A 15,580-nucleotide genomic window follows, 5' to 3' on the forward strand; every position below is an offset into this window, starting at 1 on the left:
TCGAGTGAGAGGACCTCTGCCATGAGCGTCAAGGACAACGGACCGAAGCCCAACGCCTTCGACATCGAGACGGCGACGAAGCAGAACACGACCTACCGCTCGGTGGCGTGGACCGGCAAGTACCTCCAGGTGACGCTCATGTCGATCCCCGCCGGCTCCTCGATCGGACTCGAGGTCCACCCGGAGACCGACCAGTTCCTGCGCCTCGACGCCGGCACCGGCGTATGCCGCATGGGCCCGTCCGAGACCGAGCTCGCCGACACCGAGGTCAGCGACGGCTGGTCCATCCAGGTGCCTGCCGGCACGTGGCACGACGTCGTCAACACCGGCGACGAGCCGCTCCAGCTGTATGCGATCTACGCCCCCTCGCACCACGCCCAGGGCACGGTGCACGAGACGGCCGAGGACGCGGAGAAGGACGAGGACGCCGGCACCGACGAGCCGCCGGAGTGGACCGTCCAGCCGAGCTGAGTCGCTCGGCAGAACGCGCAACCCACCCGACGCCGGGTGGCGATCAGGCGCCTCTGGCGCGGCCCCTCACGACGACGCCCGGCTCGAGCCGTCCGCCGCCGTAGCCCGCCTCGGCGAGCGCCTTGGGGTGGGCGAGCGGGAGGTACTGGCCGAAGCGCACCGTCACCGTCTCGTCCTTGCCCACCTCGACGCCGCTCACCGATCCCTCGACCATGAGCGCCGGTGCCGCGAACGTCTGCACGACGTCGGCCGGCAGCGCGAGCAGTCCGAACGTCGCCGCCGTGATCGTGATCCGGCCCTCGCCGTCGCGGATGCCCTTGCCGGACCAGCTCTGCCGAAGCAGCCCGGAGAACGCCTCGTCGAGCGACTGTGTCGCGACCTCGCCGGTCGTCTCGATGCCGCGGTTGACGTGGAACATCCGCGCGAGCGCCGGTGTCTGGCCGTCGTCCTCGGGGTCGAAGTGCAGGTTCGTCTTCGCGCCGGGACCGATGAGCGGCAGGCCGTGGACGGCATACGAGAGACGGACGGTCGCACGTCCGGGACCGGAGTCCTCCTCCTTGCCGTCCTCGTTGAGGCGCGCCCACTGGCCGAGGGTGACGTCGAGGTTGGCGTACTCGGCGCGGATGCCGACCTGGTGCAGGACCTCGAGACCGTGGTGGCTGAGGCGCTTGCCGGCGTCGTCGGAGAGCCGGTAGGTGCCGTCGTCGCCGCGCTCGACACCCTCCCAGCGACGGCTCTCATCCTCGTATGCCGTGAGCCGCTCGGTGTTGCGCGCCCGGACCGCGCCGCTCGCGGCGAAGACCTCGACCTGGCCGCGGCTGCTGCCGATGGCGTAGCCGTGGGGGACCTGGGCGGTGCCGCGGACGTCGATGTCGAGGACCGTGGCGATGGCCCGGGTCGTCTCGTCGTGCTCCTTGAGGCAGGGCGCGGTGTGCGAGACGACCGGGGTGGAGTGGGGGATGTCGGGGAGCTCGACCTTGAAGTCGATCTCGTTGAAGGTCAGTGGCATGGCTGGTTCCTTTACGTCTCGGGCGCCGGCTGGGGCGCGGTCAGCAGGTGCCGCGCGCGGTCCAGAAGGACCGGTTGCTCACGGGGTCGGTGGTCTCGGCGACGCGCAGCCGCTCGTTGTAGGTGGGGGCGCCGGGGGCCTCGGCCCGCAGGTAGGCCCACTGCACGTTGCTGCCCTCGACGATCTCGTTGGCCTCGGCCCACGCCTCGCGGACCGGCATGTCGATCTTGAAGAGCCAGCTCAGCGGGCCGTAGAAGAACCACGCGGCGTACATGGCGAACCACTGGCCGCGCGCGTTCTGGCCACCGCCGGAGTAGCTGCTGTTGTGGAAGCCGAGCATGTAGTGCAGCCGAGAAAAGGCGGGGATCCAGCGGCCGACAGAGTTGTCCGACCCGTGGTGGAGCAGGTCGCACGCGTGCGTCGCGAAGATCTCGAGGTCGTTCTTGCCGAAGTCGACCGCCTCGCTCGTGTCGACGCTGCCGCCCCAGACGAGGAACCCGTCCTGCCAGCCGTGCGAGCTCATCTGCATCGCGTCGACCTGGTCGCTGCGCTGCGTGGTGCTCGCGGTCGTGACGAAGTCGGACTCCTTGACGTCGCTCTCGCCGTGGTTCTGGGTCCAGTCGAACTCGGCGAGGCCGCCCAGCGTCGAGGCGAAGCCCTCAGCCTCGTAAGAGTCCCTCGGAGTGGTGGGCTTTGAGGTCATCTCGATGCCGACCGGCCAGCCCTTGGTGAGGGCGACGGTGTCATTGTCGTCGCTCCTGTCGATCTTGGCCATGGATTCTTCGGAGAGGTAGCGGCGTTCGTCGGTGGCCCACTCGTCGTGGGTGTCGGCCAGCACGGCACCGACGAGACGGATCACGGCAGCCTCGTTGGGGAAGATCCCGACGACGCGGGCGCGACGCTTGATCTCCTTGTTCAGGCGCTCGAGGGGGTTGGTGGACCAGATCTTGCGCCAGTGCTCGCGCGGGAACGCCGCGAACGCGAGGACCTCGGCCTTGGCGTCGTCCATCAGCGGGCCGACCTTGGGGTAGCGGGCCGCCAGCTCGTCGCGGACCTTGTCCCACTGCTTGCTCATCGGCGCCAGCTTGGGTTGGGCGAAGATGGTGCGGAACGCCGCGGCGACCATCTCACCTTCACCTTTGGCCACGTGCGCCAGGACGTTGCGGATGAAGTGGACGCGGCAGCGTTGATGCGCGGTGCCCTGCATCGCCCGGCCGATGGCGGCGACCAGGCCGGCGTGCTGGTCGGAGATGACGAGCTTGACCCCGGCCAGGCCCCGCTTCTTCATGGACGTGAGGAAGGCGCGCCAGAACACCTCGTCCTCGCTGTCACCGACGTCCACGCCCAGGATCTCCCGGCGCCCCTCAGACGTGACGCCGGTGGCGACCACGACGGCCTTGGAGGTGACCATGCCCTGCTCGGTGCGCACGTGCAGGTACGTCGCGTCCAGGTACACGTACGGGAAGTCGACGTGGTCCAGCCGGCGGGTACGGAACGCGCCGACCGCTTCGTCCAGGCCGGCGCAGATCCGCGACACCTCGGACTTCGAGATCCCCGACCCGCCCAACGCGACGACCAGGTCGTCGACGCTGCGGGTGGACACCCCGTGGACGTAGGCCTCCATCACCACCGCGTACAGGGCCTGGTCGATCCGCCGTCGCGGCGACAGAATGCTCGGGAAGAACGAGCCCGCCCGCAGCTTCGGGATCGCCAAGGGCACGTCCCCAGCGGTCGTGGTCAACAGCCGCGGGCGTGACCCGTTGCGTTCGGTCACCCGCGACCCGGTGCGCTCATAGCGGCCGGCGCCGACCGCAGACGTGGCTTCGGCGTCGATCAGCTCCTGCATCGCGACCCGCACACACTCGCGGATGAATTCGGTGCCCTCGCCGGTGCGGAACACCTCGAGCAGCTCGGACACGGCAGACTGGGACAAGGCCATCGGTGAGATCTCCTTCGATTGAGTACTTGGCGGTACACATCGAGAATCTCGCCGGTGGCCCCCTCAATCAGGACGCCGCGCCGTCACCCAAACCCCACCACTCCACGGGACGCTGTCTCAGCCTCGAGCCGGCGCCCGTCGATGTTGTCGCGGATCCACCACGACCCCACGTACTTGGCCATGTCGTGCTCCCTTGCGTTCCCCTGCGCCGTCACGGTGACGGCTACAGAGGAAGGAGGCGACGTATGCCGTCCAGATACCTTCCGGACGCAATAGCGCGGCAAATGCACGGCGGAGGGCAAGCGGTGGTGGCCTACGGCGAAACCAGTGCGTGAACCCACCTTCACGCACACGCCAGACGAGGTCGACTCGGCGGCATGAGCACGACCGCGTCACTGAATCGCCCCCTAAGGGACCCTGTAGGTCGCCGACTTTGCCAAGCCCCGCAACTCAACCAGCGGCGACGGCTTCAGCGGCGAGCATGGCGCGCCATGCCGCGAGTACGGAGCCTGAGAGCACCTCAAGACGACGTGCGCCGTCGCCGAGAAGCCACTGACACACGGCTCGCCGGGTGATCGGTCGATCGGTCGCGAACCTCTCGTCTAGTGCGCCAAGCTCCCGTAGAGCCGCAGCCAATCGCTCGGCCGACTCGGTCGAATCGTGGGTGAAGAAGTTGCGAAGCTCACGCATTACGTACGCGGAGGCCGTCTGAACGGGGTCGATAGCGTCGAGTTCCGCCTGCGCTTCCGGCGAAAGCCAGGAATCCGTGTTTAAGACCCCCATTGGTCCGCTCAGCAGCCTGTCCAAGTATGCATCCGTAAGGACCTCCCCAACTTCAGGCGGGACAGCCTCGAGTCGCGTTCGGAGGGCAGGTCTGAGACCCGGTGCAGCGAGTCGTCGGGACACAGCCAATGGGTCACCCAGGACCAGCGCTCTCAACCAAATGCGACGACGAGCTTCGAACACCCCCATAAACTCTTTCACGAAGCTCATGAGTGCAGTGGCCCGGTCCTTCGGCTTCAGCTGTCGAATCCTCTCGAGTTCCGTTTGTTGGGTACTGCGGGCATCATGCAGTGCCGTGCGAGCAGCCGAGGCTGCGACCGTGGTGGTAGCACGGGTCGGAAGGATCCCAGTGGACCCGAGCACGACAGACCTTTTCGCATTTATCCATGAACGATAATAGAGGCGAACCGCAGGACCAGACGGTCGCTGACGGCCATGCCTATCCTCATTACCCACCCAGATTTCGAACGCATCGAATGACTCCGGCCCTCCGGTCGCACGAGAATGCTCCAAGAAGTCGCGGACAGCGTTTTGGTAATCAAGGTCATCAAAAATTAGCAGCCCCCGGCTACGGCCACGATCCGACGGGGTGATGCCAAGTGAGGCGAGGGCATCACTCCAATATCCGCCCCCCATCCTTTTCATTACGGTCTGTGAGGTGGGCGGCCAGACCATGGACCCTCGGCCACCAACTAAATCGAAGTCCGCGAGAACCACTTCACGAATCTCGTCATATCGCTTCTTCGTAATAGTCAGACCCGAGTCGGCGACGAGACGCCGGCGAGAAGCACCGATCGACTGCAGAACGGGTGGAATCCGACTCGCAGACAAACCGAGCTCGAGCAACAACTCTGAGAGTTCGGCCATCTCGTCGAGCGCAAGCTCATCCAGGGCCACACCCAGATCCCCCGCTAAATCACTATTCTTGGCGAGTACATACCAAACTCCGAGCTCGACCAGAGATAGGCCGAAATGGAACTCCTCGCGGTTCACATCGAAGAGGGCCCCCGACTTCCTCAGGGCAGCACCAAGAACGTCTCGCTCAAGGTCTGGCAGCAGATATTGGAACTTTGCCTCGACCTCATTCCTCGCCGCGCCCGATCTTGCTAAGACGTGAACGAGATCTCCGTACTCTGCAAGAAATCTCTGGACTTTTTCATCCTTTTCCTGCTTGCTTCGCCGACTGCGCAGCTGTCGCGCCTCGTCCGCGCTTATGGAGCCTTGGGATTTGAGGATCTGATCGATTCGCTGCCTTGTCACCCCATAGCGTACGGCGAGTTCGGTTCCCGGTACCCCCTCGGCATAGAGGCGCACGATTTCGCGGTCTCGCTCGATTCCAGCCTTCGTTGGCATCTGTGGTCTCCTATCACCTATGGGGCGACTCATGCGCCTGAGTCACGTATTTCATTTGCACCGCTTGATTTGCGACCATCATGGCACCACGAGGATCAGCCAGCCGAGCCGAAAGGGTGGAGCAGGCGAGTTCGGGCGGCAGCAGTTCCGCAAACTTCAGCTTCCGCAACGCGCTTTCGCTCACCTCAGGCACGAGACCTTCCAAGCCTTCACCGAACTGCACACGAGCTTCACCCAAGGCTGAAGAGATCGAAGCCGCCGTGGCGTCCGACCGCAATGACACCGACATGTTCGTCACGGCGGAGTCCTCCACCAACGACGGCAATACCGCGGCCAAGGCTGCGCTGAGCACGGTGTTTGCGCGCGCCCCGGCGAAGGTCCACCACCGCAGACGAGTCCCGTCGTGAACGAGGAGGGTGGAGTCGGCAGACACTCGACTGGACCATTCCTCGCGCAACGTCTCCAACCGAGTGTGAGCTCGATCGGACAGGTCCACCCCGACTGGATCGGAACCCAGCAGTAGGCGACGAATGGCGTCCGAGAGCTCGAACGAGTACGCCCGAGCGTCACCCGACCAGCGCGACCTCCCTCGCTGGTCACTGGGCTCAACGAAGGCGCGCCGGCGCTTCCAGTCGATGTGGGTCACCTGCCATGGGCGTCCGGCCAAGGCGATGATGCGCGGGCCGGTCACCTTGCTCATGAGCAGCATGGGGTCGACGCTCCCGACCTCTTGCCTCCCATGCAGCACGGTCACCTCAGGCGCCGCCGTGAAGACCGCCAACAGTTCGAGGAAGTTCTTCGTTCCGTACCGCCGCTCGGCCTCCGGCCCGATGAAGTGCAGCCCTTCGTCTGTGTCGAGGTGCCCTGTGTCGCACAGCCATTGGACGATGTCGTCCTTGTCCGTGCCATCCGTCAGTCCCAGGTCGACGAGCCAGCTCAGTTCCGTCACGTTGATGCGTCCCCTCTCGAGCGCGAGGCCGAGGATCTGCTGGGCAGCGACGTGCCTTGGCTCCGGGGGCGCCTGCACCGGCTCGACGAACCCCTCCCCCAACAGCAGGAGCAGTCCAGCGGCACGCAAGAACTCGTCGTCGTCGGTGGCGAGGAACGTCAGGTTGCGACTGGTTCCCGCTCGGCGGCCGGTTCGCCCCAGCCGCTGCAGCACGGACGCGACCGTTGACGGCGCACCCACTTGGACGACCCGGTCGAGGTCGCCCACATCGATCCCCAGCTCGAGGGTCGATGTCGAGACGATGACGCATCCGCGCGCTTCGGCGAAGGCCTGCTCGGCCCGCCGCCGCTCGTCCATCGACAGCGAGGAGTGGGAGACGAAGGTGTCGACGTCGAGCTCACGCAGCCGAGCGGCCATCGACTCCACCGTGCGCCGGGAGTCCGCGAAGACGAGCCGCTTCTCACCGACGTGTATGCCGGCCACGACCTTCGCGGCATTGCCCACGTTCCCGACGTAGTCGAGTGAGAGCGCAGGTTCCACGGGTCCCTCGGCCGCGGGCGCGACTACCGCAAGCGGGAGGGAACGGTTGGCCGCGCCCTGGAACCAGGACAGGAGCTCCTCAGCGTTGCCCACGGTCGCGGAGAGCCCGAGCCGCTGGAGTGGACGCCCGGTCAGTTCCGTCAGGCGCTCGAGGACTGCCAGGAGATGCCACCCACGATCATCGCCCGCGAAGGCGTGGAGCTCGTCCACGACCACAGCCCGCAGGTCGCCGAACAGGCGAGGCGCATCCACGAGTGTGGACACGAGCATCGCCTCCAACGACTCGGGCGTCGTCAGCAGGACGTCAGGCCGGTGCAGCAGTTGGCGCTTGCGGGCCCCAGCCGTCGTGTCGCCGTGCCGCACCTGCGCCTCGCGACCCAGCCACCCGGCATACGTCTCGAGTCGGGGTTGGAGGTTGTTGAGCAGGGCCTTGAGCGGGCACACGTAGAGCACTGACAGCCCACGCCACTGCTCGGCCTCCATCCGGCTGAGGATCGGGAACATGGCTGCTTCCGTCTTCCCACCGGCCGTCGGTGCCAGCAGGAGCGCATCATGGCCGCTCATGACCGGGTCGATCGACTGCTCTTGCAGTGGCCGCAGGGCTGGCCAACCGAGGGAGTTGACGATGTGGTGCTGCACCACGGGATGCAGCCGGTCGAATCCCTGCGTTGTTTCCACCGGTGGCTACTCGTCCGAGGTCGTGAGATCGAGGTCGATGTCGTCCGGCGAGCCACTGGACGACTGCGCCGCCCGCTCCACCTCGGTCAACTCTGAGGGCGCCACGGTGAGGGCGTAGTGAACGCGCGGGTCGAAGTCCTCGAACTGGTCGACGCGGTCCAGCACGTCGGAGACGAGCTTCTTGAGGAAGATGCGCGGTGCGACACCCACGCGACCGCCGAGCTTGCCGGCGACGGCATCGGCGAGATCGCCGATGTAGCCGTCGTCGACAACGCTGCGAATCCGGGCGGGCGACTCACTTCCGCCAGCGAACAGATCGCGGACCTTCCGACCAAGGGCGACGAGGGCATCGTGGTCGAACCCAGGCAGCCTGACCTGCACCGCACGCGGGTTGTCGAACCGTGCGTCGGATCCGAAGTCGGTCGACAGCCGCTGCGCCAACGGAGCCAGGCGCGCCACTCCAGATGGGCCGTCGAAGAAGGCCGGAGTGCCGGTGATGACGAGGTAGAGGCCGGGGAAGCGTCCTGAGTCGATCTCGTCGATGAGCTGACGCAACGCGTTGAGGGCCTTGTCACGGACGTCTCCGCGGATCCGCTGCAGCGTCTCCACCTCATCGAGAACCAACACCAAACCGGGATGCCCAGCGTCCCGCAGCACGATGAGCAGACCTTGGAGGAATCCCAGCGCACCGTAGTGGTCGAGGTCGCCACGGATTCCGGCGGAGCGCTTGGCTGACGCGGCCACCTGCGGCTGTCCACCCATCCACGAAGCCAGACCGTCGGCCGTGGCACTGTCACCCATCGCCACAGCGGCGCGATAACCGCGGATGGCCTGAGCAAAGACCGGGGTCCGACTGCTCACCTCAGCGAGCCGCCGTTCCAGAAGTCGATCAACGGCGGAGGCCAGCGCCGCTGGACCTGCCTGCTCGAGCGAGGGGTCCGCCGTCAGCGCGTCAGACTCCAACGTGAAGAGCCACGAGTCGAGGATGCCTCGGAAGGCGCTCGGAGGGATCGACGCCGTCCGCAGTGACTCGGTGATTCGGCGGTAGACCGTCTCGAGTCGGTGCAGTGGTGTCTCGGTCTCGCTGATCTGCACCTCAGCGGCAGCGAAACCCCGACGCAATGCACGTTCCGCGAGGTGGCGGGTGAAGAAGGTCTTGCCCGCGCCGTACTCACCACGTACCGCCTTGAACACGGCGCCGCGGTCCGAGACCGTGTCGAGCTCGCCATCGATGGCGGCCGAAAACCGGTCCAGCCCGACCGCCAAGAGGTCGAGACCCGACTCAGGCACGGTGCCTCGACGCAACGCGTCGATGACTTCTCGGCGGCGGCGTGGAGAGACCTCAGCCACGGCGGATCCCGAACTGCTCGCGGAGCAGCCGCTCGTTGAGAACGACCGTCCTCGTCTCCGGCTCCACCTCAATGACGGGATATCCCTCGACGTTGAGGAGCTGTTGGACCTGGACGAGTGCACCCCGGACTCGCACCTCACTCACCCGCAGCGCGGACGCAGCACTGCTGAGCGGAATGCGTTGCCCGGGCGCGTCGGCAAGTCGACCGATGAGCACGCTGATCTGCTGGTCGTCCACGATCAGTCGACCCGCCAGCCCACGTTGGGCGCGGAAGCCATCGCTCGCGACGACGGCATCGGCGAGCGCCGCGGACGCGCTGACCTCGGTGCCGGGTGCCGCGAGAGTCACGTCGTCGAAGAGCGAGGTCGCCTGCGGCGCCTTGATAGATGTCGGTATGCCGTGTGCCACGTTGACGGGTCCGGTGCCGCCCTCCGTCGTCGGAAGGTCCCACCACGGTGGAGCTTGCGGCGGCAGGAGTGTGAGGTCGAGCGGGTTGGTCTCCGCATCCGGCAGGAGCACGGCGACCGGCACAACGACCTCGGCCGCGCTCGCGCCGCCGTGGTATCCGGCCTTGAGGGGCCCGTACCGGAGGTTCTCGCTGACCGCGAGGACCACGTCGCCATCGGCGAGGACTCGACGCCCGCGGATCGCCACCTCGTCCAGCCCGACATCACCGCCGGCGGGCCGCCAGCGGTTGCTGGATCCGAAGTTTCCGCGCATCACGCTCTGCCGTCTCTCGACGATGTGGCCGTGGTCGGCAGTCATGACGACCACACGCCCGGCGGATCGCGCGCGAGCCAGGAGCGGAGCGAGGTGCTTCACGGCATCGGCGGTCCACACCGTGCCGGACGGGTCGCTCCGGTCGAGGGCGTCATCGATGGTGTTGAGGACGATGGTGACGAGCTGCGTCTCGGGGTCGTCGATGGCCGCTCCCACGCCGTCGTTGACGAGCGCGCCGGGAGTCGTGGTGTCGACGCCCTTCTTGTGGAAGAGCTCGGCCGTGATCCTGGCGCCGTCCTTCGTGATCGCGCGGTAGCCGGAGAGTTCGATCGTCTGCTCACCACGGGTGAGCTTGCCGCACAGGAGGGAGGCGCGACTGACGTTCGTCAGGGACGGCAGCGCTGCCAGTGCTGCGGTCCGCTCGACCCCCGCACTCGGCAACGCCGCCTCGACCCAGCCGAGGTTGTCGACCGCATCGCGCAGGATCTCGTTCGCGGACGCGGCACTCATGCCGTCCATGACGAGGAGCATGACGGGCGTCTTCTTCGCCATGGGGATGACGGCGCGGGGCAGGAGGTCCTCAAGGGGCCACACCGGGCCGTTGCCGCTGGTGAGAGCACCTGAGGCTGCGCCTTGGTCGGCAGAGGTCCACGAGGCAAGGACTGATGCGAAGGCCCGCTCCTCTGTGTCGCGTCGGGCAAGAGCGGCTTCCGCAACGTGGCGAAGTGCCTGCGACAGGGTCGCATCGTCGACGCCTGCGGCGGTGTCGTTGATCGCCGCATCCGCCCAGGAGTCGACGCTGATGTGCCGTTGCGCTCGCTCGGCCAGTGCCGCATCGGGCGTCGCGTCGGGAGTGAGCAGCCATCGCCAGAGGCGGATCGCGGCCGTGAACGCACGGACCTCAGCCGAGTCCTGTGACGCGAGGCGATGCGCCCGTGCTCTGGCCCATGCGCTCTCCACCGCGACTGCGGCCGCGAGCGCACGCTCGCGGTCATCCTGGAGCGCGGAGCACCCGTGGGAGAGCGCTTCGGCGACAACCGCGAGCCGCGACCGGAACCCCCGTGGCATGAGCTCCGAGTGGATGGCCAGAGAGTTCGCGTCGAGCTGCTCAAGCAGGGCGTCCGTGCGCGTGAGGACACGAGTGCGATGCGCTGCTTGGCGGCTGTCCGCCGCAAGGTCGACCGCGACGGTGGTGGTAGCCCGCCCCCATTCAGCGACCACCGTTCTCGGCTGCTTCCCGATGAGGGGCTCCAGGCGCACCAACGCCAGCTGTGCCACATGACGTTCAGAGTCGGAGAAGTCCGTGTCGTGGGTGAGCAGGTGTGCCACGAGCCCGAGAGGCACGAGGTCACCGAGCTGGCCACGCTCGAGGAGCGCGCGCACCGGGGCGGCCCCGGCACCGCAGTTCTCCGCCAGCCAGGCGAGCAGCTCATCGGCCAGGCGATCGCCGTGCCGGCTGCGCAGCTCGGAGAGGTCCCTCACTGCAGAAGGGAGCACCGACCATGCGAGGACGGAGATGAGGTCGATCGTCTCGCTCGTCATCCCCAGCGTCGTCCGCGCCAGGGCTCGCATGGCGTGGTTTCGCGTGAGGACCCCAGCCGGGGCAGCGGGCCATCCATCGGGTGGGGTCGCGGCCAAGATGGCGGTGGCGAGGTCGCGGTTCGCCGTTGCGGTGGTCAGCAGCGGGTCGATCCCATTGGCCTTGAACCGGTGACGCACGGCTTCCCACGGGTCGGGGCGGCGAAGTCGGCCCCAGATGAAGTGGGACAGGATGCCGGCGCCGAGGTCGTCCTCGGACCGGTCGGTGAGGATGACCATCCAGTCACCGTCGCGGTGCTCCTGAAGTGCTTCACGTACGGCGAGCGCGGACTCCGCTGGTCGGATGCGCACAACCCTTCCGTCCCTTTCGAGTTCGGCTCGCGCCGCAGGATCCGGTTGTGCGACGAGGCCGATCACGCCGTGCGGATAGCGGAACCGCGCACTGCTGGCCTCGTCGACCATCGCCAGCGCCATGGCCGGCGTGACAGGGGCGACGTAGGTTGACGTCGTCATTCGAGAACTCGCCACGACACGTCGACAGCCTCGTCCGCGTGCTCAGCCAAGAACGCCTTCACCAGCTCGAGGAGCTCCTCGTCGCTACTCCTCGCGGCGCGCGTCGCACGCCCCGAGGCCCTCGACCCGGGACCGGGGCCCGGTTCAGGATCCGGACCGGGGCCTGCTCCCGCCAACCAGGTGAAGATCGCATCGTCGGTTCCTCGCAGCGCCGCGGCGATGGGAGTGACGATCTCGTCGGCCTGCAGCGCTCCACGCAGGGCATTGACGATCACCGCCGCCGAGTCCGCGCGAGCCCCTTCGCCCCTCATGGCGTCCAACAGAGGTGTGAGCCGCTCCCAGGCGAATCCACTGAGGCTCGACGTGACGGCCGACGCCGACGAGAGCGACTTGCCGGCTGCCGTGGCGCGCGACCCCAACGATGCCAAAGCCAGCGTCTGCACGAGCGCGACTCCACTCAGGTGCCTGAGCTGCTGGACGAGCGCGGCAACCGTTCGGGCTGACTCAAGACGCTGCGGATCCCCAGCCGTCGTGTCGACGCCGGCGCGGCGGTAAGCCTGCTCCAGCTGGGTCACCAGACCCGGCGCCACAGCCACTCCTTGATCAGCGGCGGACTTCACTGCGTCGACCAAACCGGCCACGGCCGGTGCCGTCAGGTGCGGGCTGCTGTTGATGCCGAACAGAGCAGCTGCCACCGCGACCGCTTCCGACCACTCAGACGCTGTGGGCATCGGCTGCGTGCGCAGCTCCATTGCAGGAGTGAGCGAGCCCGGCTCCGGTGGAGCCTGCAGAGCAGCGCCGTGTTGGAACCACGCCCGCTGACGCAGGGCTGCCCAGGCGATGATGACGAGGTCGCTCACCTCCGGCCGCAGCCCGTGAGCCGGCCGCACCGCGTCGATCCAGCCCCGCAGTTCCGACACGGTGACCGGCGCCTCGGGTGCCGCGCCACCTTCCTGCGCGCGTCGGCCGAGGGCCTTCTCGATCTCCTGACTCCACGGGCTGAACCGGTCGTCACCGAAGATGAAGTGCATCTCGGAAGCGGCGCCGACACCGAGCGCGTTGGCCACGCGGCGTACGGCGAGCGGGTCACCCTGGAGCTCGACCCGCTTGTCCCGGTCGGCCATGGCTCGCGCCACATGTGCCGCCACGAGCTTGAGCTGGGCCGGACGCACCTCGATGTCTCCGGGCTCGAAGTGCGGGTGTCCGGGCCACGTCGCCTCGAAGGCCTGCCCCAACAGGTGCTCGAACGCTGCTCCCAACGTGGCACCGACGGGCTTCGCCGGGGCGAACGACCGGTCGAGCGAGACGAGAATGCGGTCGTGGGCGGCGTCGTCGACCAGCGTCCCCGGTCGCACACTCGCCGCGCCGTAGGCCTGCTGGATCGCGTCCTCGAGGCTGCGGCGGAGCGTGTTGCGGTTCGACTCGAGGATGTTCTTCGCCAGGGCCCGGTCACCCTCGTTGAGGTGGTCGGCGTGGCTCTGCCACCTGTCACCGGATCCCTCGAGCAGCCAGTTGAGGATCACGAGTCGCCGGAGGTCGCGGATCCGCTCATCGGAGAGGAAGTGCGGCAGCCAGACGATGGTCTGCGACTGCACACCGCGTGTGATGAGCTCGTCGAGACGGCGCAGGTCCTCGGCGGAGGAGTGGCCGGCCTCGTCGAAGGGGTGGTCGATGACGACGCGCCACGTGCCGGGATGCGCCTGGAAGTGGTCGTCCGAGAGCCAGCTGCTGTCACGGACGTTGCCGAAGAGCACGTCCACCCGTCGCTTGGACCCACGCCAGACGACGTCGTGCGTGTATGCGCCTTGGATGTCCTGTGTGCCGAGCTCGACACCCAGACTCTCGCTGACGAGGGTCTTGATGAGCTCGCGCCGCCGGCCCTCGTTGTCCTCGCCCTTGGCGCGCTCGACGATCGACTCGTGGTCGACGTCAGAGAGCTGCACGCGGATCGTCGGGTTGTTGTCCTGCCCGTCGAGGTGGATCTCGGGGATGTCGCGAGCCCAGGTGCGGACCTTGGAAAGCACCACGGTCGCCTCGTTGCCAGGAAGCGGTGAGACGACGGAGCCATGGTTGAGAGACGCGAGCCGTGCGCCGGTCAGTGACATGAGAGCCGGCACCTTGGGTGCCACGGCCGAGAGGAGGAGTGTCTTCGCGAGTCGGTCGTCCGCGAGGTATGCGGGGGGGAGCGACTCCGAGGCGTCACGCACCTGACGCTCGTCGACGTGGTGCACGCCCATGAGGAGGGGTCGCAGCTTCTCGGTGTAGAGCTTGTGGGCTGACTTGAAGAGGGCGGCGGCCTGAGGGTCGAGGGCCTGACCTGACGCGCCCTGCACGATGTAGTCGAAGGCGTCGCCGACCGGCAGCACGTCGTCCACGGTGAGCGTGTCACGCCGGTCGACGAGCATCGCCTGCATGACCTTGAGCGCAGTGCGTTCACGCTGCATCACGCTGGCCAGCGACCGCAGGGTCGAGACCAGCGCCGGCGAGAACGGGTAGGTCAGGCGGAACGCCTGCTCGTCCGCACCCCGATGACGCTCGTCGGTGTTGACCCCGTCGAGGAGGACGTCCCAGACCGCCGGTCGCCGGTCGATGTGCCCGAAGGCGTCCTCCATCGTGGAGGCCGCAGCTTCTGTGACGGGTCGCAGCAGCCGCTGGTTCGCGACGTAGGGCAGGTTGTCATCGCCCAGTGCGATGGTGGCGAAGCGACCCTCTTGATGACGGAACGCCCGATCCAACGCCTCCTGCTCGGCGCCGCTCGCACCCGAGTCGGCGAACCAGCGCCGCAGGTCCATCTGTCGGGCGACGAACGAGATCAGGGGGATCGCACGGTGGCCGACCGACGACTCGACGAGCTTGGTGAGCTTCTGCGACTCGCGTCGGAAGAAGTCGCGCTCCTGCACCGCGAACGCCAGCCAGAGGACGAGCTCGTCGAGGAAGAGCACGACCGCGTCGTAGCCGAGCGCCTTCGCGTGGCTGGCGATGTTGGCGAGCCCGGTGTCGATGTCGACGAACTCCGCCTGCTGTGTGTAGGACGAGAAGTACGTCTCGACGAGCGCAGTTGCCAGCCGCTGGCGCTCCTCCGACGTGGGCGAGGCGGCTCGCGCTTGGGCATAGGTGCTCTCGTCCCATGAGCTGCCCGATGTCAGGCTGGCCCACGGGTCAGTGCTCCCGGCACCCCGGTCGCTCTTGTTGAGTCCGTTGAAGAACTCGTCGTCGCCGAGACGACTCCGCAGCGCGTCGCCGTCGTCGAGGAGCCTGTCCGACTTGTGGATCGCCGGCAGGGGGGCGTCGGGGTGGAGCTCCTGGATCTGGCGGAGGTACCCGTTGAAGAGCGCCTCCTCCATGCTGCGTGCACCGAGCAGGTGGAATGCCAGCGGCAGGATCGACTTCGCACTGAGCTGTGCGTCGTGCTTGTCGATGACGGGCTGGAGCTTCTGCTTGGCGCGAGCCGCGGGCTCCTTGCGGAGCAGGGCATGCAGGACCGCCATGAAGTGTGACTTGCCCGAACCGAACGAGCCGGTGAGGAAGGCGCCACGGCTGACCCCAGACCCCACGGACTCGCCCACGATGCCGAGGGCGTCGTCGAAGGCTTGGACGAGTGCGTCGGTCACGACGTACTCGTCCATGGTCCGGGCTGCCGCGTCGTGACCGACGGAGTCGGTGAGGCGCAGCACGTAGTCCTCGGCACGGGCGTGCTCGGGGATGTCGATGAGGTCCCGCAGCAGGGTGCTCACG

At 67.4% G+C, this 15,580-nt stretch carries 8 protein-coding genes and 1 pseudogene; 1 reads left to right on the top strand and 8 read right to left on the bottom strand.

All coding sequences use genetic code 11. The features are described from left to right. Positions 1 to 21: 21 nt before the first annotated feature. On the top strand, positions 22 to 471 hold the full coding sequence (locus AC3EU2_RS07005; protein ID WP_488178996.1) for a cupin domain-containing protein: 450 nt from the start codon (positions 22 to 24) through the stop codon (positions 469 to 471). Between the two features lie 43 nt (positions 472 to 514). Here AC3EU2_RS07005 and AC3EU2_RS07010 read toward each other — a convergent pair whose 3' ends face one another. The 8 genes and pseudogenes from AC3EU2_RS07010 to AC3EU2_RS07045 form a co-directional block, all read right to left on the bottom strand. Beyond that, positions 515 to 1,480 (bottom strand): hypothetical protein, encoded by a 966-nt coding sequence (locus tag AC3EU2_RS07010; RefSeq protein ID WP_488178997.1) that lies wholly within the window; start codon positions 1,478 to 1,480, stop codon positions 515 to 517. A gap of 40 nt (positions 1,481 to 1,520) precedes the next feature. Continuing rightward, entirely contained in the window at positions 1,521 to 2,183 is a 663-nt protein-coding gene (locus AC3EU2_RS07015) for a DUF6345 domain-containing protein (RefSeq protein WP_488179449.1), read from the bottom strand. A 39-nt stretch (positions 2,184 to 2,222) separates the two neighbouring features. Continuing rightward, positions 2,223 to 3,419, bottom strand: a pseudogene (locus tag AC3EU2_RS07020) (IS256 family transposase); the annotation flags it as partial. A 450-nt stretch (positions 3,420 to 3,869) separates the two neighbouring features. Then, positions 3,870 to 5,555 carry a hypothetical protein gene (locus AC3EU2_RS07025; RefSeq protein WP_488178998.1) on the bottom strand — a complete coding sequence of 562 codons (1,686 nt, stop codon included), beginning with the start codon at positions 5,553 to 5,555 and terminating at the stop codon, positions 3,870 to 3,872. 13 nt (positions 5,556 to 5,568) lie between these two features. Beyond that, on the bottom strand, positions 5,569 to 7,722 hold the full coding sequence (locus AC3EU2_RS07030; protein ID WP_488178999.1) for a DEAD/DEAH box helicase: 2,154 nt from the start codon (positions 7,720 to 7,722) through the stop codon (positions 5,569 to 5,571). A 6-nt stretch (positions 7,723 to 7,728) separates the two neighbouring features. Next, complete coding sequence (gene brxD, locus AC3EU2_RS07035) at positions 7,729 to 9,072, bottom strand: BREX system ATP-binding protein BrxD (RefSeq protein WP_488179000.1); 1,344 nt, start codon at positions 9,070 to 9,072, stop codon at positions 7,729 to 7,731. Beyond that, positions 9,065 to 11,845: a BREX-2 system phosphatase PglZ gene (gene pglZ, locus AC3EU2_RS07040; protein ID WP_488179001.1), complete on the bottom strand. Its 2,781-nt coding sequence runs from the start codon at positions 11,843 to 11,845 to the stop codon at positions 9,065 to 9,067. The genes brxD and pglZ overlap by 8 nt, the downstream gene beginning before the upstream one ends. Then, positions 11,842 to 15,579 (bottom strand): DUF6079 family protein, encoded by a 3,738-nt coding sequence (locus AC3EU2_RS07045; RefSeq protein ID WP_488179002.1) that lies wholly within the window; start codon positions 15,577 to 15,579, stop codon positions 11,842 to 11,844. The genes pglZ and AC3EU2_RS07045 overlap by 4 nt, the downstream gene beginning before the upstream one ends. Between the last annotated feature and the right edge of the window lies 1 nt (position 15,580).

The organism is Knoellia sp. B-D-2 (genome assembly GCF_057714695.1).